General features: G+C 50.8%; 20 protein-coding genes. 13 read left to right on the top strand and 7 right to left on the bottom strand.

Annotation, left to right across the window (positions count from 1 at the left end):
- Window positions 1–150 precede the first annotated feature (150 nt).
- Window positions 151–1,122: a lauroyl-Kdo(2)-lipid IV(A) myristoyltransferase gene (lpxM, locus tag OGV38_RS23760; protein WP_286475247.1), complete on the top strand. Its 972-nt coding sequence runs from the start codon at window positions 151–153 to the stop codon at window positions 1,120–1,122.
- Window positions 1,123–1,167: 45 nt separating this feature from the next.
- Here the strand turns inward: lpxM and pyk are convergent, their stop codons facing one another.
- The gene (gene pyk / locus OGV38_RS23755) at window positions 1,168–2,610 is read right to left on the bottom strand and encodes a pyruvate kinase (protein ID WP_046276423.1); all 1,443 of its coding nucleotides are present in this window, start codon (window positions 2,608–2,610) and stop codon (window positions 1,168–1,170) included.
- A gap of 118 nt (window positions 2,611–2,728) precedes the next feature.
- Entirely contained in the window at window positions 2,729–3,598 is an 870-nt protein-coding gene (locus OGV38_RS23750) for a MurR/RpiR family transcriptional regulator (protein ID WP_019076523.1), read from the bottom strand.
- Window positions 3,599–3,966: 368 nt separating this feature from the next.
- Between OGV38_RS23750 and zwf the strand changes: the two genes are divergently transcribed.
- From zwf to kdgA, 3 genes are all read left to right on the top strand, one after another.
- Window positions 3,967–5,442 carry a glucose-6-phosphate dehydrogenase gene (gene zwf, locus OGV38_RS23745; RefSeq protein ID WP_003034896.1) on the top strand — a complete coding sequence of 492 codons (1,476 nt, stop codon included), beginning with the start codon at window positions 3,967–3,969 and terminating at the stop codon, window positions 5,440–5,442.
- A 232-nt stretch (window positions 5,443–5,674) separates the two neighbouring features.
- Window positions 5,675–7,486, top strand: a complete 1,812-nt coding sequence (gene edd, locus OGV38_RS23740) for a phosphogluconate dehydratase (protein ID WP_286475244.1) — start codon at window positions 5,675–5,677, stop codon at window positions 7,484–7,486.
- A 34-nt stretch (window positions 7,487–7,520) separates the two neighbouring features.
- Window positions 7,521–8,162, top strand: a complete 642-nt coding sequence (gene kdgA, locus OGV38_RS23735) for a bifunctional 4-hydroxy-2-oxoglutarate aldolase/2-dehydro-3-deoxy-phosphogluconate aldolase (protein ID WP_016152768.1) — start codon at window positions 7,521–7,523, stop codon at window positions 8,160–8,162.
- Between the two features lie 66 nt (window positions 8,163–8,228).
- On the opposite strand, the gene purT is transcribed toward kdgA, so the two are convergent.
- Entirely contained in the window at window positions 8,229–9,407 is a 1,179-nt protein-coding gene (gene purT, locus OGV38_RS23730; protein ID WP_016156219.1) for a formate-dependent phosphoribosylglycinamide formyltransferase, read from the bottom strand.
- Window positions 9,408–9,539: 132 nt separating this feature from the next.
- Between purT and yebG the strand changes: the two genes are divergently transcribed.
- The 4 genes from yebG to ptrB all read left to right on the top strand — a co-directional run bounded on the left by yebG (window position 9,540) and on the right by ptrB (window position 13,227).
- Complete coding sequence (gene yebG, locus OGV38_RS23725; protein WP_003833810.1) at window positions 9,540–9,830, top strand: DNA damage-inducible protein YebG; 291 nt, start codon at window positions 9,540–9,542, stop codon at window positions 9,828–9,830.
- Window positions 9,831–9,951: 121 nt separating this feature from the next.
- Entirely contained in the window at window positions 9,952–10,305 is a 354-nt protein-coding gene (yebF, locus tag OGV38_RS23720; protein ID WP_016152770.1) for a protein YebF, read from the top strand.
- Window positions 10,306–10,405: 100 nt separating this feature from the next.
- Window positions 10,406–11,065, top strand: a complete 660-nt coding sequence (locus tag OGV38_RS23715; RefSeq protein ID WP_104652107.1) for a tellurite resistance TerB family protein — start codon at window positions 10,406–10,408, stop codon at window positions 11,063–11,065.
- Between the two features lie 86 nt (window positions 11,066–11,151).
- Window positions 11,152–13,227, top strand: a complete 2,076-nt coding sequence (gene ptrB, locus OGV38_RS23710) for an oligopeptidase B (RefSeq protein WP_269517325.1) — start codon at window positions 11,152–11,154, stop codon at window positions 13,225–13,227.
- Here the strand turns inward: ptrB and exoX are convergent.
- From exoX to OGV38_RS23695, 3 genes are all read right to left on the bottom strand, one after another.
- On the bottom strand, window positions 13,209–13,871 hold the full coding sequence (exoX, locus tag OGV38_RS23705) for an exodeoxyribonuclease X (RefSeq protein ID WP_016152773.1): 663 nt from the start codon (window positions 13,869–13,871) through the stop codon (window positions 13,209–13,211). The two genes, ptrB and exoX, sit on opposite strands and share 19 nt — an antisense overlap.
- Window positions 13,872–13,894: 23 nt before the next feature.
- Window positions 13,895–14,551, bottom strand: a complete 657-nt coding sequence (locus tag OGV38_RS23700) for a carbon-nitrogen hydrolase family protein (RefSeq protein ID WP_016156222.1) — start codon at window positions 14,549–14,551, stop codon at window positions 13,895–13,897.
- Between the two features lie 106 nt (window positions 14,552–14,657).
- A complete protein-coding gene (locus OGV38_RS23695) occupies window positions 14,658–14,888 on the bottom strand; it encodes a DNA polymerase III subunit theta (protein WP_003034925.1) in 231 nt (76 codons plus the stop codon).
- A gap of 143 nt (window positions 14,889–15,031) precedes the next feature.
- Between OGV38_RS23695 and yobA the strand changes: the two genes are divergently transcribed.
- The 5 genes from yobA (at window position 15,032) to pphA (ending at window position 19,222) form a co-directional block, all read left to right on the top strand.
- Window positions 15,032–15,406, top strand: coding sequence for a CopC domain-containing protein YobA (yobA, locus tag OGV38_RS23690; RefSeq protein ID WP_049271207.1), 375 nt, complete (start codon window positions 15,032–15,034; stop codon window positions 15,404–15,406).
- Between the two features lie 3 nt (window positions 15,407–15,409).
- Window positions 15,410–16,282: a copper homeostasis membrane protein CopD gene (copD, locus tag OGV38_RS23685; RefSeq protein WP_049271209.1), complete on the top strand. Its 873-nt coding sequence runs from the start codon at window positions 15,410–15,412 to the stop codon at window positions 16,280–16,282.
- Window positions 16,283–16,302: 20 nt separating this feature from the next.
- Window positions 16,303–16,641 (top strand): YebY family protein, encoded by a 339-nt coding sequence (locus OGV38_RS23680; protein ID WP_003833793.1) that lies wholly within the window; start codon window positions 16,303–16,305, stop codon window positions 16,639–16,641.
- 581 nt (window positions 16,642–17,222) lie between these two features.
- Window positions 17,223–18,503: a hypothetical protein gene (locus OGV38_RS23675; protein WP_232585032.1), complete on the top strand. Its 1,281-nt coding sequence runs from the start codon at window positions 17,223–17,225 to the stop codon at window positions 18,501–18,503.
- Window positions 18,504–18,580: 77 nt separating this feature from the next.
- Window positions 18,581–19,222, top strand: a complete 642-nt coding sequence (gene pphA, locus OGV38_RS23670; protein WP_232585031.1) for a protein-serine/threonine phosphatase — start codon at window positions 18,581–18,583, stop codon at window positions 19,220–19,222.
- Here pphA and OGV38_RS23665 read toward each other — a convergent pair whose 3' ends face one another.
- A complete protein-coding gene (locus OGV38_RS23665; protein ID WP_016152779.1) occupies window positions 19,223–19,414 on the bottom strand; it encodes a YdfD/YebW family protein in 192 nt (63 codons plus the stop codon).
- Window positions 19,415–19,507 lie beyond the last annotated feature (93 nt).

The raw sequence follows: 19,507 nt of genomic DNA, 5'->3' as shown, positions 1-19,507 counted from the left end.
CTGTTAGGGCGCGGCTGGTAACAGAGCCTTATAGGCGCATCCGAAAAACCTCCGGCTATGCCGGAGGATATTTATTATTTTGTACGGCGCATCGCGCGCCGCTACACTATCAGCAGATCTACTTTTCGCCGTACCAGACACTGGAAGAGCATGGAAACGAAAAAAAAGAATATTGAATATATCCCCGAGTTTCACAAATCATTTCGCCATCCGCGCTACTGGGGGGCGTGGCTGGGCGTGGCGGCGATAGCAGGTATTTCGTTAACGCCGGCATCATTTCGCGATCCAATTCTGGCAAAGCTCGGAAGAATGGCTGGGCGGCTGGGAAAAAGCTCGCGTCGCAGAGCACTGATCAATTTATCCCTCTGCTTTCCTGAGCGCAGCGAAGCTGAGCGTGAAGCTATTGTCGATGAGATGTTTGCGACTGCACCTCAGGCGATGGTCATGATGTCGGAACTCGCCATACGCGGCCCGGAAAAAATTCAGCATCGGGTTGACTGGCAGGGGCTGGAAATCATCGAAGAGATGCGTCGCAACGATGAAAAAGTGATTTTTCTGGTTCCTCATGGTTGGGGCGTAGATATCCCAGCGATGCTGATGGCTTCCCAGGGACAGAAAATGGCTGCGATGTTCCACAATCAGGGAAATCCGGTATTCGATTATGTCTGGAGCACGGTACGCCGTCGTTTTGGTGGTCGTTTGCATGCGCGTAATGATGGCATCAAACCGTTTATTCAGTCTGTACGTCAGGGATATTGGGGATACTACCTGCCGGATCAGGACCATGGTCCTGAGCACAGCGAGTTTGTGGATTTTTTTGCTACCTATAAAGCCACGTTACCGGCAATTGGCCGCCTGATGAAGGTGTGTCACGCCCGTGTGGTGCCGCTGTTCCCGGTATACAATGGGAAAACGCATCGCTTAACGATTCAGGTTCGTCCTCCGATGGATGACATCCTGACGGCGGATGACCACACCATTGCCAGACGAATGAACGAAGAAGTGGAAATCTTTGTGGCGCCGCATCTCGAGCAATACACCTGGATTCTAAAACTGCTTAAGACGCGCAAACCCGGTGAAATTGAGCCTTATAAGCGCAAAGATCTTTATCCGAAGAAATAAAAAAAAGCCTCTCAAACGAGAGGCTTTTTTACATCAAACGGGGCGTTACTCGACGGTCAGAATACGCGTGGTATTCGTTGAGCCAATGGTGCTCATGACATCGCCTTGCGTCACAATGACCAGGTCGCCGGAAACCAGATAGCCTTTATCGCGCAGCAGATTCACTGCTTCATTGGCGGCAACGACGCCGTCAGTTTCGCTGTCAAAGTGAACTGGGGTGACGCCGCGATACAAGGAAGTAAGATTCAGCGTACGTTCATGACGAGACATCGCGAAAATCGGCAGACCAGAACTGATACGTGAAGTCATCAGCGCAGTACGACCGGATTCCGTCATTGTGATGATAGCGGTGACCCCTTTCAGGTGGTTAGCGGCATACATCGCTGACATGGCAATCGCTTCTTCAACGTTATCAAACTGCACGTCAAGGCGGTGTTTAGAAACATTGATGCTCGGGATCTTCTCAGCACCCAAACAGACGCGTGCCATAGCCGCGACGGTTTCAGCTGGGTACTGACCTGCTGCAGTTTCTGCAGAGAGCATAACGGCATCGGTACCGTCGAGGACGGCGTTAGCCACGTCCATCACTTCCGCACGGGTCGGCATTGGGTTGGTGATCATCGACTCCATCATCTGCGTGGCGGTAATGACCGCACGGTTCAGCTGACGTGCGCGGCGAATCAACGCTTTCTGAATACCTACCAGCTCAGGATCGCCAATTTCAACGCCCAGGTCGCCACGCGCCACCATCACCACGTCGGAGGCAAGGATGATGTCATCCATCGCATTCTGGTCGCAGACGGCTTCTGCACGTTCTACCTTGGCGACAATTTTCGCATCGCAGCCAGCGTCGCGCGCCAGACGGCGGGCATAGTTCAGATCTTCGCCGCAGCGCGGGAAGGAGACGGCCAGATAGTCAACGCTGATTTGCGCAGCGGTGACGATGTCGGCTTTGTCTTTTTCGGTCAGGGCTTCAGCAGAGAGACCGCCGCCCAGTTTGTTAATGCCCTTATTGTTGGACAGCGGGCCACCGACGGTAACTTCGGTGAAGACTTTCATGCCCTGAACTTCCAGCACTTTAAGCTGTACGCGACCGTCGTCGAGCAGCAGGATATCGCCTGGGACGACGTCAGCAGGCAGTCCTTTATAATCAATACCGACTTTTTCTTTGTCGCCTTCGCCTTTGCCGAGGTTGGCGTCTAACAGGAACTTGTCGCCAACGTTAAGAAATACTTTACCTTCTTTAAAGGTTGATACGCGGATTTTAGGTCCCTGCAGGTCACCCAAAATAGCTACATGACGTCCCAGTTTTGCGGCAATTTCACGGACCTTATCCGCCCGCAGTTTGTGATCTTCTGGAGAGCCGTGAGAAAAGTTCATACGTACGACGTTCGCACCCGCGGCGATAATCTTTTCAAGGTTATTATCGCGGTCAGTTGCCGGGCCTAACGTGGTAACGATTTTGGTTCTGCGAAGCCTTCTGGACATGTAATACTCCGTTGACTGAAACAACTTGGTGTTGCGTGAACATTAATCCGGTCGTTCTCAAATATTAACGGTAAATGAACGACCCGGATGATAAAAGGGTAGAACATTGTTATTGCTTTTAGCGGTCATCACTCTTGATGAGTAATTCTTTATCAAAACGCGATTCCTTGAGCGCTTCCTTGACACGCTTCAAGTTATCTCTAAATTTTGCCCCACGGCGCAAAGTAAATCCTGTAGCCAGCACATCTATCACGGTCAGTTGAGCAAGTCGAGAGACCATGGGCATATAAATGTCAGTATCTTCCGGTACATCGAGAGTAATTGCCAGCGTTGCTTCACGCGCCAGTGGCGTGCCGGGAGAGGTGAGGGCGATAACCATGGCGTCATTTTCCCGCGCCAACTGCGCCAGTTCCACCAGACTTTTGGTTCTTCCGGTATGAGAAATAAGCACAATGACGTCATCGTCGCTACAATTCATGCAACTCATGCGTTGCAGAACAATATCGTCGGAATAGATTACCGGTACGTTAAACCGGAAAAATTTATTCATTGCGTCATGCGCCACTGCGGCAGAAGAACCGAGGCCAAAGAAGGCAATTTTTTTCGCCTGAGTTAATAAATCTACGGCCCGGTTTACCGCTGCGTTATCCAGAGACTGGCGGACGTGGTCGAGGCTTGCCATCGCTGACTCGAAGATTTTCCCCGTGTAAGATTCTACGCTGTCATCCTCATCCACATTGCGATTAACATAAGGGGTGCCATTTGCCAGACTTTGCGCCAGATGCAGTTTAAAATCAGGGAAGCCGCGGGTATCCATGCTGCGACAGAAACGGTTCACCGTCGGTTCGCTGACATTGGCTTCCACAGCAAGTGTGGCGATGCTTGAATGGATTGCCCGCTCGGGAGAGGCAAGAATAATGTCGGCGACTTTACGCTCTGACTTGCTCAACTGTTCCAGTTTTAACTGGATTTTTTCCAGCATATTCATGATGTAGGTAGACTCATGGGTCATGGGCAAAAACGATTTCAATGATACGGAGAAATCGGGGCATAATTTCGTGTATAGATATTACCCCTGCTAATGCAGCAACGGGGCAAAATGGACAGAATAGTTGTTGTTTTTTTTCATTACATGATCGGAGTCGGGTTTTCTTACGTCTTCAGGGGTACGAAAAAAGACGACTTTTTTGTCCAATTTGCGACGGCAAACGCCCATAAAGCGACTGTTCGCGGTAACAGCACGGCTGGATAAGCGTTTACGGTTTCCGGATTCACGTAAAAGCAGTACAGTGCACTGTAATAAAATTACAACCAGTGTCTGGCAAAAGCACCAGGCACTTAATTGAGGAGAATGACATGGCGGTAACGCAAACAGCCCAGGCATGTGATCTGGTCATTTTCGGCGCGAAGGGCGACCTGGCGCGGCGGAAATTGCTGCCTTCCCTGTATCAACTGGAAAAGGCCGGCCAGATTAACCCGGAAACCCGTATCATTGGGGTAGGGCGTGCCGACTGGGACAAAGCAGCCTATACCAAGGTTGTGCGTGAAGCGCTCGAAACCTTCATGAAAGAAAAAATCGACGAAGGTTTGTGGGAGACTCTCAGCGGTCGTCTGGAGTTTTGTAATCTGGACGTCAATGACACCGCCGCGTTTAGCCGTCTGGGCGAAATGCTGGATCAAAAATCACGTACCACCATTAACTATTTCGCGATGCCGCCGAGCACCTTTGGCGCGATCTGCAAAGGCCTGGGTGAAGCAAAGCTGAATGCTAAACCAGCCCGTGTTGTGATGGAAAAACCGCTGGGTACGTCGCTGGCAACATCCCGTGAAATCAACGATCAGGTCGGCGAGTATTTCGAAGAGTGTCAGGTTTATCGTATCGACCACTATCTTGGCAAAGAGACGGTCCTGAATCTGCTGGCACTGCGTTTTGCCAACTCCCTGTTTGTGAACAACTGGGATAACCGCACTATCGATCACGTAGAAATTACCGTGGCGGAAGAAGTGGGTATTGAAGGCCGTTGGGGCTATTTTGACCAGGCAGGTCAAATGCGCGACATGATTCAGAACCACCTGCTGCAGATCCTGTGCATGATTGCGATGTCTCCGCCGTCCGATCTGAGCGCCGACAGCATTCGTGATGAAAAAGTGAAGGTACTGAAATCGCTGCGTCGTATCGATCGTTCGAACGTACGTGAAAAAACGGTTCGCGGTCAGTACACCGCGGGTTTTGCCCAGGGCAAAAAAGTGCCGGGGTATCTGGAAGAAGAAGGCGCGAACAAGAGCAGCAACACGGAAACGTTTGTGGCGATCCGTGTGGATATCGATAACTGGCGCTGGGCGGGAGTTCCGTTCTACCTGCGTACCGGTAAACGTTTACCGACGAAGTGCTCTGAAGTGGTGGTTTACTTCAAAACGCCTGAGCTGAATCTGTTCAGAGAATCCTGGCAGGATCTGCCGCAGAACAAGTTGACCATCCGTTTGCAGCCTGATGAAGGTGTCGATATCCAGGTACTGAACAAAGTGCCGGGTCTGGATCACAAGCATAATCTGCAAATTACCAAGCTTGATCTGAGCTATTCCGAGACCTTCAACCAGACGCACCTTGCCGACGCCTATGAGCGCCTGCTGCTCGAAACAATGCGCGGAATTCAGGCGCTGTTTGTGCGTCGTGATGAAGTTGAAGAAGCATGGAAGTGGGTCGACTCAATTACCGAAGCCTGGGCGATGGACAACGACGCGCCGAAGCCGTATCAGGCAGGGACCTGGGGCCCGGTTGCTTCTGTGGCGATGATTACCCGAGATGGTCGTTCCTGGAACGAATTCGAGTAAAATATCATCTAGCCCATAGGTGTTATTTTACCGGTAACATGATCTAACACAGATTGTAGAATAATTTTTGCACTTTTAAGCTCCGCGTGGATTCACCCGCGGGGCTTTTTTTATTACACTGCCTGAAACGATTTTGCCCCTGAGCTACGGCCAACAAGCGATTCAGCTATTTTTACCCAACTGAAACACATTGTTGATCCAACGCTCTGACAGATAAATTTTAGGAGCCTCTATGAATCCGAATTTGTTACGCGTAACACAACGTATCGTCGAACGTTCTCGTGACACACGTTCCGCCTACCTCGCCCGTATTGAACAAGCGAAATCAACTACCGTTCATCGCTCGCAACTGGCATGCGGTAACCTGGCGCATGGTTTTGCTGCGTGTCAGCCGGACGATAAGGCCTCGCTGAAAAGCATGCTGCGTAACAATATCGCGATCATTACCTCCTATAACGACATGCTTTCCGCGCATCAGCCGTATGAACACTATCCGGCCATCATTCGTAAAGCACTGCATGAAGCCAATGCAGTAGGCCAGGTTGCTGGCGGTGTACCTGCAATGTGCGACGGTGTGACCCAGGGACAGGATGGGATGGAGCTTTCGCTGCTCAGTCGTGAAGTGATTGCGATGTCTGCTGCAGTGGGCCTTTCCCACAACATGTTCGACGGCGCGTTGTTCCTCGGCGTATGCGACAAAATTGTCCCGGGTCTGGTAATGGCTGCGCTGTCATTTGGTCATCTGCCGTCAATCTTTATTCCTTCCGGTCCGATGGCGAGCGGTCTGGCGAACAAAGAAAAAGTGCGTATCCGTCAGCTGTATGCTGAAGGTAAAGTCGATCGCATGGCGCTTCTTGAATCCGAAGCGGCGTCTTATCACGCTCCGGGTACCTGTACGTTCTACGGCACGGCGAATACTAACCAGATGGTGGTGGAGTTTATGGGTATGCAACTGCCTGGCTCCTCATTTGTACATCCTGATGCGCCGCTGCGTGAAGCGCTGACAGCGGCAGCAGCCCGTCAGGTAACACGCCTGACCGGCAATGGCAATGAATGGATGCCGATCGGTAAAATGATCGATGAAAAAGTGGTAGTGAACGGTATTGTGGCGCTGCTGGCGACCGGGGGCTCTACCAACCATACGATGCACCTGGTGGCTATGGCGCGTGCGGCCGGGATTCTGATTAACTGGGATGATTTCTCCGATCTGTCCGATATCGTGCCGCTGATGGCGCGTCTGTACCCGAATGGTCCAGCAGATATTAACCACTTCCAGGCCGCGGGTGGCGTACCGGTGTTAATGCGTGAACTGCTTAATGCGGGTCTGCTACATGAAGATGTGAACACCGTTGCCGGATTCGGTTTATCCCGCTACACCATGGAGCCGTGGCTTAAGGAGGGTGAACTGGACTGGCGCGAAGGGGCGGTGAAGTCTCTGGACAACAACGTGATCGCCACCTTTGACCAACCATTCTCCCACCACGGCGGCACCAAAGTGCTGAGCGGTAACCTCGGGCGTGCGGTGATGAAAACGTCGGCGGTACCAGTAGAAAACCAGATTATTGAAGCGCCGGCAGTTGTCTTTGAAAGTCAGCATGATGTCTTACCCGCGTTCGATGCGGGTCTGCTTGACCGGGATTGCGTGGTGGTTGTGCGCCATCAGGGACCAAAAGCGAACGGAATGCCAGAATTACATAAACTCATGCCGCCACTTGGTGTATTATTGGACCGTTGTTTCAAAATTGCGTTAGTTACCGATGGACGACTTTCAGGTGCTTCAGGTAAAGTGCCTTCAGCAATCCATGTAACCCCGGAAGCCTATGATGGCGGGCTGCTGGCAAAAGTACGCGATGGCGACATCATTCGTGTGAATGGACAGACAGGTGAATTGACGCTGCTGGTGGATGAAGAGGAACTTGCCTCCCGTCAGCCACACATTCCTGATCTCAGCGCATCGCGTGTGGGTACGGGACGTGAAATGTTCAGCGCGTTGCGTGAAAAGCTGTCCGGTGCGGAGCAGGGCGCAACCTGTATCACTTTTTAAGACTTATTTTGTAATCAGGCGAGAGAAAACTCTGATGAAAAACTGGAAGACAAGTGCAGAAGCAATCCTGACCACTGGCCCGGTTGTACCGGTTATCGTGGTTAATAAGCTGGAACACGCGGTGCCAATGGCAAAAGCGCTGGTTGCAGGGGGCGTGCGCGTTCTGGAAGTGACCTTACGTACCGCATGTGCGATGGATGCCATTCGCGCGATCGCAAAAGAAGTTCCCGACGCTATCGTTGGTGCGGGTACCGTACTGAATCCACAACAGCTGGCTGAAGTCACTGAAGCGGGTGCGCAGTTTGCTATCAGCCCGGGCCTGACCGAGCCGCTGCTGAAAGCTGCAACTGAAGGCACTATTCCGCTGATCCCTGGCATCAGCACCGTGTCTGAACTGATGCTGGGTATGGACTACGGTTTGAAAGAGTTCAAATTCTTCCCGGCGGAAGCCAACGGCGGTACTAAAGCGCTGCAGGCAATTGCGGGTCCGTTCTCTCAGGTCCGTTTCTGCCCAACCGGCGGTATTTCGCCGGCGAACTACCGTGATTACCTGGCACTGAAAAGCGTGCTGTGCATCGGTGGTTCCTGGCTGGTTCCGGCAGATGCCCTGGAAGCTGGCGATTACGCACGCATTACCAAGCTGGCTCGTGAAGCAGTAGAAGGCGCGAAGCTGTAATAACGCAAAATGCCCGGTAATCATTACCGGGCCTGCGAGTCTGAAACGGGCCATCTGGCCCGTTTTTTATCCTGCGACTTTCACCTGTGCCGCCGCGTCTTTCGCGCGTGTCACCGCGTCTTCAATACTCTGCGCTGTTGCCAGCACAACGCCCATACGACGGCTCCCGTCGATGTCTGGCTTGCCGAAGAATCTGACTTGCATACCTGTGCCCACAGCGGCCTGTACGTTATCGAACGTGACATTCTGGCTGGTAAGCTGCGGCAGAATAACGGCGGAAGCAGAAGGTCCATACTGACGGATTGCGCCAACCGGCAGACCGAGAAATGCGCGTACATGCAGGGCAAACTCAGACAGATCCTGCGAAATCAAGGTCACCATACCCGTGTCGTGAGGGCGAGGGGAAACTTCGCTGAAAATGACCTCATCACCGCAGACAAATAGCTCTACCCCAAACAGACCGTGGCCGCCCAGCGCCAGCACCACCTTACGGGCAATCTCCTGCGCTCGAGCCAGCGCCAGGTCACTCATCTGCTGCGGCTGCCAGGATTCGCGATAATCGCCATCTTCCTGACGATGTCCTACCGGTGCGCAGAAATGTACGCCATCAACGGCGCTGACGGTAAGCAGGGTGATTTCAAAATCAAAATTCACTACGCCTTCGACGATAACGCGTCCGGCACCTGCTCGGCCGCCTTGTTGAGCATAATTCCAGGCTTCAGTGAGTCGATCGGCGGAACGAATAAAGCTCTGTCCCTTACCGGAGGAACTCATTACCGGCTTCACGATGCAGGGATAGCCGATTTCGGCGACGGCCTCGCGAAAGCGGGCTTCGCTGTCAGCAAAGCGGTAAGAAGAGGTCGGTAGAGATAATTCTTCGGCGGCGAGACGACGGATTCCTTCGCGGTTCATGGTCAACTGCGTCGCTCGGGCGCACGGCACGATGTTGTGACCGTCTTGTTCCAGTTTTACCAGCATATCCGTGGCAATCGCCTCTATTTCCGGCACGATATAATGTGGTTTTTCACGCTCGACGAGCTGGCGTAAAGCATCGCCATCCAGCATGTTGATTACGTATGAGCGATGGGCAACGTGCATGGCTGGCGCGTCGGGGTAACGATCCACGGCAATGACTTCCACACCCAGGCGTTGGCATTCAATCGCTACCTCTTTACCCAGTTCACCTGAACCTAATAACATCACTCGCGTTGCTGCGGGACGCAGCGCTGTGCCTAATAACGTCATAAATTAATCCCCTGTTTTATCTGGGCGCAGTATATACGAAAACGTTTGCGTCTGTCTTTATTACCAGGTTGATTTCAAGGCGCAAAAAGAATATACTGTACATAAATACAGGTAATTTAAGAGGCTGCAAAAATGGCGGTTGAAGTTAAATACGTAGTCATTCGGGAAGGTGAGGAAAAAATGTCGTTTACCAGCAAAAAGGAAGCCGATGCGTATGACAAAATGCTTGATACAGCAGATTTGCTCGACACATGGCTGGAGCAATCGCCGGTAGCGCTCGAAGACGAGCAGCGCGAAGCGCTTTCCCTGTGGCTGGCTGAGCAGAAAGATGTGCTGAGCGCCATTCTGAAAAACGGCAAGCTGCCCTCTCCGCAGGCGGTCGAAAACGATGCGCACGCTGAGGATGATACTCAGGCTGCCTGAAACGACTTGCGCTCCTGACGTTTTGTACCATGCTTTTCCCTGAATCATTGTGCAATCCCTGACGTCTTTTCACGTTGCAACAGGCAACCTGAAGGACGAAGGGGAGATTAAGGAGAAAAGAATGTATAAAAAAAGAGCGTTGTTGAGCCTGCTGTTGTTATCTGCCAGCGTATCTGTATTTGCGGCAAATATGGAAAGCAAGAAAGTTCAGTTCCCCAAGTGCGAAGGACTGAATGCTGACGGTATCGCGGCGAGCGTGAAACGTGATTATCAGCAAAATCGCATTGCGCGCTGGGCTGACGATCAAAAACGCGTCGGGCAAGCCGATCCTGTCGCCTGGGTCAACACGCCCGATATTACGGGCAAAGATGGGAAATGGTCAGTTCCCCTCACGGTTCGCGGTAAAAGCGCGGATATTCACTACCAGGTAAAAGTCGACTGCAAAGCCGGAACGGCGGAGTATCAGTCGCAGTAACGAAGGTAGAAGGTATTTGCACTTCTTTTGATGACCTGAACACTTCCTGACATCCCCTCGGGTACGCTTTGATGATTATTCGTCTGTACTTGAGGGCAACATGGCTAACTGGCTGAATCAACTTCAATCTCTTCTTGGGCAAAAAGGATCTTCCGCGTCATCTTCTGGTGAGCAAGGGCTGAGTAAACTTCTGGTTCCCGGCGCGTTAGGCGGTCTGGCAGGATTACTGGTTGCCAACAAATCTTCACGTAAATTACTGAGTAAATACGGCACCAGCGCGCTTCTGGTGGGCGGCGGTGCGGTTGCCGGTACTGTGTTATGGAACAAATACAAGGATAAGGTTCGCGCGGCGCATCAGGGTGAGCCGCAGTTCGGTGCACAAAGCTCGCCGCTGGATGAGCGAACCGAACGACTGATCCTGGCGCTGGTTTTTGCGGCGAAAAGCGATGGTCATATTGATGCCAAAGAACGTACCGCCATTGAGCAGCAGCTCCGTGAAGCAGGCGTGGAAGAGCAGGGCCGCATTCTGATCGAACGCGCCATTGAACAACCGTTAGATCCTCAGCGCCTGGCACAAGGGATCCGCAACGAAGAAGAGGCGCTGGAAATTTACTTCCTGAGCTGTGCGGCGATTGATATCGACCACTTTATGGAGCGTAGCTATCTGAACGCGCTGGGCGATGCGTTGAAGATCCCGCAGGATGTTCGTGAAGGCATTGAACAGGATCTCAAGGAACAAAAACAGGCTTTACCGGGTTAATTACTTACCGTTAAGGCGCATGTTTCGCTTGCATCATTGCTGTCTTTTGCCACCCTTATAGGATGTTTAAGCAAAAGAACAATGACATGCTACCAAAAGCTTCTCGTATCCCCTACGCCATGACGAATCATGGCGATACCCGCGTTGATAATTATTACTGGCTGCGAGATGACACCCGCTCGCAGCCAGAAGTGCTGGATTATCTGCAACAAGAAAATGCGTATGGCCGCCAGATTATGGCCTCGCAGCAGGCATTGCAGGATCGCGTCCTGAAAGAGATTATCGACCGTATCCCGCCTCAGGATGCTTCCGCCCCCTATGTGAAGAATGGTTATCGCTACCGGCATATTTATGAACCGGGATGCGAATATGCCATTTATCAGCGTCAGTCTGCCTTCAGTGAAGAGTGGGATGAATGGGACACCTTGCTGGATGGTAACCAGCGCGCGGCCCACAGTGAGTTTTATACGCTGGGGGGACTGGCGATATCTCCGGATAACACCATCATGGCGTTGGCCGAAGATTATCTCTCTCGTCGGCAATATGGCGTGCGTTTTCGCAATCTGCAAAGCGGCAACTGGTATCCGGAAGTGCTGGAAAACGTTGAAGCGGATCTGGTCTGGGCGAATGACTCGCAAACCTTCTATTACGTGCGCAAACACGCAACGACGCTGCTCCCGTATCAAGTGTGGCGGCATACCGTCGGCTCGCCGTCATCACTGGATGAGCTGGTGTATGAAGAAGCCGATGACATGTTTTATGTCAGTCTGCATAAAACGACCTCGTTACATTATGTGGTTATTCATATCGCCAGCGCGACCACCAGTGAGGTTTTGCTGCTTGACGCAGAACTGGCGGATGCCGAGCCGTTAGTCTTTTTAGCGCGACGCAAAGATCACGAGTACAGTCTCGATCACTATCAGCATACGTTTTATCTGCGTTCCAACCGTCAGGGTAAAAATTTCGGCCTGTACCATACCCGTGTGCGTGATGAACAAGCCTGGGAGACGCTGATCCCGCCGCGCGACAGCGTCATGTTGGAGGGCTTTACGCTGTTCACAGACTGGCTGGTGGTGGAAGAGCGTCAGCGGGGCTTAACCAGCCTGCGACAGATTAATCGTAAAACGCGCGAAGTGGTCGGTATCGCTTTTGATGATCCGGCGTATGTGACATGGCTTGCCTATAATCCAGAACCTGAGACATCGCGCCTGCGTTACGGCTATTCCTCCATGACCACACCGGACACGCTGTTTGAACTGGATATGGACACCGGAGAGCGTCGCGTACTCAAACAGACGGAGGTCCCAGGATTTGATGCGGCGAACTACCGTAGCGAACACGTCTGGATCACCGCGCGTGATGGCACCGAAGTTCCGGTTTCGCTGGTTTACCATCAAAAGTATTTCCTGAAAGGGAAAAACCCGTTACTGGTCTACGGCTATGGCTCGTATGGCGCCAGCATGGACGCCGATTTCAGCAGCAGCCGCTTGAGCTTACTGGATCGCGGCTTTGTTTATGCCATTGCTCATGTGCGTGGCGGCGGCGAGTTAGGACAGCAGTGGTACGAAGACGGTAAGTTTCTGCTCAAGAAAAATACCTTCAATGACTACCTGGACGTCTGCGACGCACTGCTAAAAATGGGTTATGGCGCGCCTTTGCTGTGTTATGGCATGGGGGGGAGCGCCGGAGGAATGTTAATGGGTGTTGCCATTAATGAGCGCCCGGAACTCTTCCATGGCGTCATTGCGCAGGTGCCTTTTGTCGATGTGGTGACCACGATGCTGGATGAGTCCATTCCCCTGACGACCGGTGAGTTTGAAGAGTGGGGGAATCCGCAGGACGAAGAGTATTACACCTACATGAAAAGCTACAGCCCGTATGACAATGTTACAGCGCAAGATTATCCTCATCTGCTGGTTACGACGGGATTACACGACTCCCAGGTGCAATACTGGGAACCGGCAAAATGGGTGGCAAAACTGCGCGAGCTGAAAACGGACGATCGTCTGCTGTTACTCTGCACGGATATGGATTCCGGGCATGGCGGAAAATCAGGGCGTTTTAAATCATACGAAGGCGTGGCCCTGGAATACGCGTTTTTGATCGGACTGGCGCAGGGGACACTGCCTGGACAGGCGTCTGCTCAGGCGTTATCCAGATAGTGTTTCAGCGTTAAGCGCAGCTCCGGGCTCATACTGTCGAGGTTATTAAATAACCAGCGCAGATAGCCCGGATCGCGTTCAGCCACTTCTGATACAGGTTTTCCGCGATACTTGCCGAAAGTGAAAGTAGTAAGTAACGCAGGACGGCCGGTAATATCGACCATCTGTTCTGCTGACCAGCCTGACGTCTGTATGATGTCGATCAGCAGTGCCGCGGTGATGTAGCAGTCGTACAGGGCACGGTGATGATGCAGGCCAGCTGGCGTCTGCACGCTCAGCTTGCGGGATTTATACAGCGCCATGTTGCTGTATTTGATTCCTGGCCACAAACGACGGGAGAGTTTCATGGTGCAAATCCACTCCCCGGGCATGTCGGGTAATACGCGGCGATCAAAACTTGCATTGTGCGCCACGTACCATTCGCTGCCGTAATATTGGGGGATGACATCTTCAATCCACGGCTTATCGGCCACCATCGCTTCCGTAATGCGATGAATTGCCATCGCCTGAGGGCTGATGGGGCGGTCAGGACGCACCAGGTGGCTCATGGGATTGACTATTTTTCCGTCAACCACATCGACAGAAGCAATCTCAACAATGCCTCCCTGCAGACCACAGGTTTCTGTATCTATTATGCGCAACATGCCATGCTCCTGACCCAAAACGATTAGCGTAAAGGAATGATATCACCTTGCCAACCCCGTGGCGTGCGTTGACCGGTTAAGAGTAAGGAACCGCTGTCTGCGCGAACAATCAATCGACCTTGCTCATCCCATAACGCGCTGCTGCCACGCGCATTGGCCATTAATACCGCGATGGCAAATTTATGCGAGAAACTCTGTAGACGAGATGTGGAGGAGAGCAATTCGGGCTCACTGACAGACTGACTGCTGGTGAATAGCGAGTACGCCGGGTCGATATCGATACCTTCCGGCTGGCTATCCACAACGCTGATGGCATTTTGCTGTCTGGCGATACAGGCCCCGTGGCTCTGGTGAAACGTTAAGGGGGAGGTCATCCAGGGAGAGAAAAGCGCGATACCTTTTACGAACCGATTGTTATGTTCTACCGATAGCCCCGCAATAATCGTCATGCGATAAGTCACGGCAGCATGCGCGAGAGGTTCTAACAACGCTTCATCGGGTGGGGCAGGGAGCGCGTCATTCTCATCAACACAACCCAACAGGGAAAGGGAGGGGAAAACCAGCAATTCACATTGGCATTGAGCGGCTGCCTGAATGAATTGCAGGTGATGCGCGACATGTTCGGTAACTGAGGTCTGAAGAGGTTCGTACTGTGCTGCTGCGATTTTCCAGTGTGACATAATGATTTCCTTTTCATAGTGTCTACAACCATCTTTAAAGTATAGATTAAGAATATACTTATACTGTAGCAGGCATCATGTAAGGAATCGTAACGTAATATAAGTTTTATTTAACTTTAGGCTCGTAGGGTAAACGTGAAAGGGAAACGGATGCCAGACGATGTGCGATCAGTCTTTCCCGAAACCAGTCGCGTAAATGTTCGGGCTGTTCACGCTCAACGACTTCGGCAACAACCGGCATGTTGTATCGCTCCTTAAATGCGACACCCGCCGCGGCCAGGTCAACATTGACCTTATCCATTTCAGCTTGCTCAAGTTTGGCCAGATTGATGTTCATGGGCTTCTCCTTTTCTCTGTCTTTCGGCGCGCAAAGTTACTAAGAGTGTGCATTAATGGCAAGACCGAAATGATGATTCTCGACTCGATCATTGTAGAAGGTTATTCTCTATAGATTAGACATAACAAAAAGGAATAGTTGAAATGGCTTCATCTGCATCTAAGCTTCGCAACGCTCTCATCGTACTCGCCAGCGTTCTGGCAACTCCCGCCGCCCTGGCTCATGCTCACCTGACAAAACAAAGCCCGGCGGCTAATGCCGATGTTGCGGTATCTCCTCAGGCGTTGACGCTAAATTTCTCAGAAGGTGTTGAGCCGGGATTCAGCGGCGCAACGCTAACAGGCCCAAACAAAGAACAGATCAAAACGGGCAAGGCATCACGCAGTGAACAGGACAAAACACAACTGATTATTCCACTTGCTCAAACGCTTAAGGCCGGAAAATATACTGTCGACTGGCACGTCGTCTCCGTGGATGGTCATAAGACAAAGGGGCAATATACCTTTAGCGTGAAATAACCGATGCTGGAATTTACCTGGGTTGCACTACGGTTTATCCATTTTACCACGTTGATGCTGGTGTTTGGCTGTGCGCTCTACGGCGCATGGCTGGCTCCCGTTTCGGTTCGTCGTTTAATGATGCGTCGTTTTTTGCGTCTACAACGACATGCCGCAGCGTGGAGCTTTATTAGCGCGACGCTGATGCTGGCGATCCAGGGTGGTTTAATGGGCTCAGGCTGGCGGGATGTTATTTCTAGTGACATATGGGGCGCCGTGTTGCAAACGCAGTTTGGCGGCGTGTGGTTATGGCAGATTATCCTCGCACTGGTCACGCTGGTGGTGGTAATTATAGTACCGCGCAGCATGCCGCGACGGCTGTTAATGCTGACGATTGCGCAGTTTATTTTGCTGGCTGGCGTCGGACACGCGACGCTGCATAGCGGTATCGCAGGGGCAATCCAGCAGGTTAACCACGCCTTGCATTTGGTATGCGCTGCCGCCTGGTTCGGTGGTTTGCTGCCCGTACTTTACTGTATGCAAATGGCGCAAGGCCGCTGGCGGGAACAGGCCATCAATACTATGATGCGTTTCTCCCGCTACGGGCATCTTTTCGTTATCGGAGTTTTACTTACCGGTATCATGAATGCGCTGTTTATTGTTGGTTTTTCTGTTCCCTGGCACATGGCTTACGGGCAACTGCTTTTGTTAAAAGGTGCTCTGGTGATGCTAATGGTGGCGATTGCGCTGGTGAATCGGTATGTTCTGGTACCACGCATGCGGCAGGATAACCGCAGTATGACACTCTATTTTGTTTGGATGACTAAGCTGGAATGGGGAATTGGGGCCGTTGTGCTGGCGATTGTCAGCCTGTTTGCAACCCTCGAACCTTTCTGATTGATGGATTGGCGAAACGCATGAAAAAAATCATTATCTCGTTATTACTACTGGCAAGTTCAGGGGCCGCGCTGGCTGCGCCACAGGTCATCACCGTCAGCCGTTTTGAGGTTGGCAAGGATAAGTGGGCGTTTAATCGGGAAGAGGTGATGCTGACCTGCCGTCCAGGTAACGCGCTGTATGTCATCAATCCCAGTACGCTGGTGCAATACCCATTGAATGATGTTGCCAGACAGCAGGTAGAGAGTGGGAAAACTACGGCGAAGCCGATCGAGATTATCCAGATTGACGACCCGGCGAAACCGGGTGAAAAAATGAGCCTCGCCCCGTTTGTGGAGCGTGCAGAAAAGCTCTGCTAATTGTCAGATGTAGCGTTCTGATTTCCAATAAAAAACCGCAAGGCTCTCTCAGGAGAACTTGCGGTTTTTACGTTTGGATGTGTGACAATCGTCCTTTTTTTCAGGCCACTTTAGTCGCGGACTGGAAAACCTGGCGCTGTCATCTATTCTTAAATGGCAGGGTAACTTAGCCTGCATTAATGCCAACTTTTAGCGCACGGCTCTCTCCCAAGAGCCATTTCCCTGGACCGAATACAGGAATCGTATTCGGTCTCTTTTTATGTGGATTTTATTTCAATCACTTAGGACATCATGTCCGAAAATTTCCGAAATTTGTCCGCATATCACAATTCGGGATTTCTTCGTTATACCACACTGCTTTTAACATTTACACTTCATTTGCGCAGAAAAAGATCAGATCGTGATGCCCATTTTTTCCTGTTCTCCAGGCGTATGGTCTGCTTATGCGCCAGCATTTCAGTTGTCACTAGTGCCGAGAGGTTTAGACTCACTTGTATCAATAGCGGTATAATTATCCATCAGTTGATGCCGTTCTGGCCCCTGATACATGGACTCAGTTTCTCAATAACGAGATATAAGAAATGGAAAAGTTAAAAGAAAGACTCGTGATGGAGATTGGTAATGCTGAAGATCTCTCTGCAGCATTAAAACTATACACCAGTTTCTATCTATTAATCCCAGAGTATAAATTTGTCTTTTCATCGCCTAAAGGGCCATATCCGGGGTTTCAAACTAACAAGAAATTCAAGCATGGGGCGTCTATACGCTCTTTATTCAATGATGAAAATGTTTTAGTTATGGATCCTCAAACCATAGAGGAAATGTTCAGCGATAAAGGACACTCCACATTTAAAATAGATTACTCAATATCTCTTGATAGCCAGGCATTAAGTTATCTCAGACCATATATCAATGGTAAAGTTTCTGGTCTGGATGATGACATCGAAGAAATATTTAAATTTATTTCTCATCAGAATACGCAGGTAGACTCTGTGTTATATGAGCTGGAGAACCTTAAAAATCTGGATGAGAAAGAGAATCACCATAAAATATTCGATAAGTTGATGGGTTACGAATTTATAAAAGATGTTGATCTCGTTAAGTCAGGAACCAGCGGAGTATTGACCTCAAAAATATCGCAAGGTGAGCTTTTTCTTAATACCGACAGACATTTTAGCTCACTGCTCACCAAAAACAAAGACTCTGAGTTCAGGCATGCGTTAAGAGACAGGCACGATAGTATTTACGCTTATGTTCTTATGATGAGTATCATCCAAATCAAATCGCCTGCCAGATCGCTCAAAAATAAATTGATCGATCTATTAAGTTTTGCTCACACCAAAGTATGCTTTTTGGCAACAAGAGAGTTAATTCTAGCGAGTGAGTTTTTTATACGAGGGACAGAATTTAGGTTTTTTAACAAAATACATAAAAAGTCGAAAAATATGTGGTCGGCATTACATGGTATGGCCTGGGATCTGACTCATTGTCGATATTTAGAGCAAGCACTTACCTTCAATACAGGAAATGATGAGCGATATTTTTTCCCTGGAATATTGACTTGTGACAAAGGTTTTATTGAGGCGATGGAGCTCACGCCGCTTAAGGCCGTTGCATTTGATACCAAAGGTGGGCCGCCGTTGCTGTTTTATCATGAACATGATGTGATAAAAATTACCGGGGATATCCCTGCGGTTAATGATTTCTATCAGGAATTGTGTTGTAAACAGAAAAGAGAAGAAAGAGCTCGTGCGCGTAATGCACCCACTTATGACCTGCAATCTATAGTAGCTGAACTGGAAGCAGAACTGGAAGCTGTCGCGTTAGTACCTCGTCGACGCGCGGATAGCGTAGGACCGTGATGTATGATTCGGTCGCACTGTTTTTTACTGCTATGGTTTAATTTAGAACAGGGCAATATTTGTGTACAGGAGGACAAATGGGACTGCCTGACAATGCTTATCAAAGAGTGGAAGCGACGCGCTGGCGACATGTTTGGGTGGTCGGGGATATCCACGGTTGCTTCTCATTATTGATGGCGAAATTGCGCCTGTGTCATTTTGATCCGTTGCAGGACCTGCTGGTTTCAGTGGGGGATGTTATCGACCGCGGACCTGACAGTTTGCGTTGCCTGAAACTACTGCGTAAACGCTGGATTATCGCGGTCAGAGGGAATCATGAACAGATGGGGCTGGACGCGCTGGCAACCGGGGAGCAATTCCTGTGGTTTATGAATGGCGGTTCGTGGTTTGCGCAGGCGGAGCAGCCAGCGGCGAAAGCCGCTCTTGAAACGTGTCGGCAATTACCCTGGATTCTGGAGCTGCGTTGCCAGAACGGCATACACGTTATTGCTCACGCAGATTACCCTGATGATAATTATCAGTGGCAAAAAGAGGTCGATTTACAGCGGGTACTGTGGGATCGCACAAGGCTGATGAATAAAGGCAACGGCATTCGCGGCGCGGATCACTTTTGGTTTGGCCATACGCCTCTGCGTCAGCGGCTGGACCACGAGAATCTGCACTATATTGATACTGGTGCGGTGTTTGGCGGCGAGTTGACGCTGGTGCAACTGCAATAATCAAAAATCGCTGTATTCCTGGGCCGGACGCCAGAAGCTGTCGATGTAGTCATCCGCGGGTAAACATCCGCCGTTACGAATACGCTGATCGTCCATCGATATCAGGCACTGCTGCTCAGTTTTGTAGACATCAACAACGATATCTTCACAACCGCCACCCAGGTAGCACACAAAAAGAACCAGCGTGAACATTCCATCCTCAAATGGTAAAGCCATACCTGTAGTGTAGAAGATGTTGATAGATGAGGGAAATTAACCAAGAAATAACCCGTCTGGCGACGGGTT

Origin of the sequence: Citrobacter sp. Cb080 (assembly GCF_030334745.1) — a bacterium.
In the GTDB taxonomy this organism is placed as follows: domain Bacteria; phylum Pseudomonadota; class Gammaproteobacteria; order Enterobacterales; family Enterobacteriaceae; genus Citrobacter; species Citrobacter braakii.
Note: the sequence above shows the minus strand (reverse complement) of the source record. Positions and strands in the feature narration are given on the sequence as shown.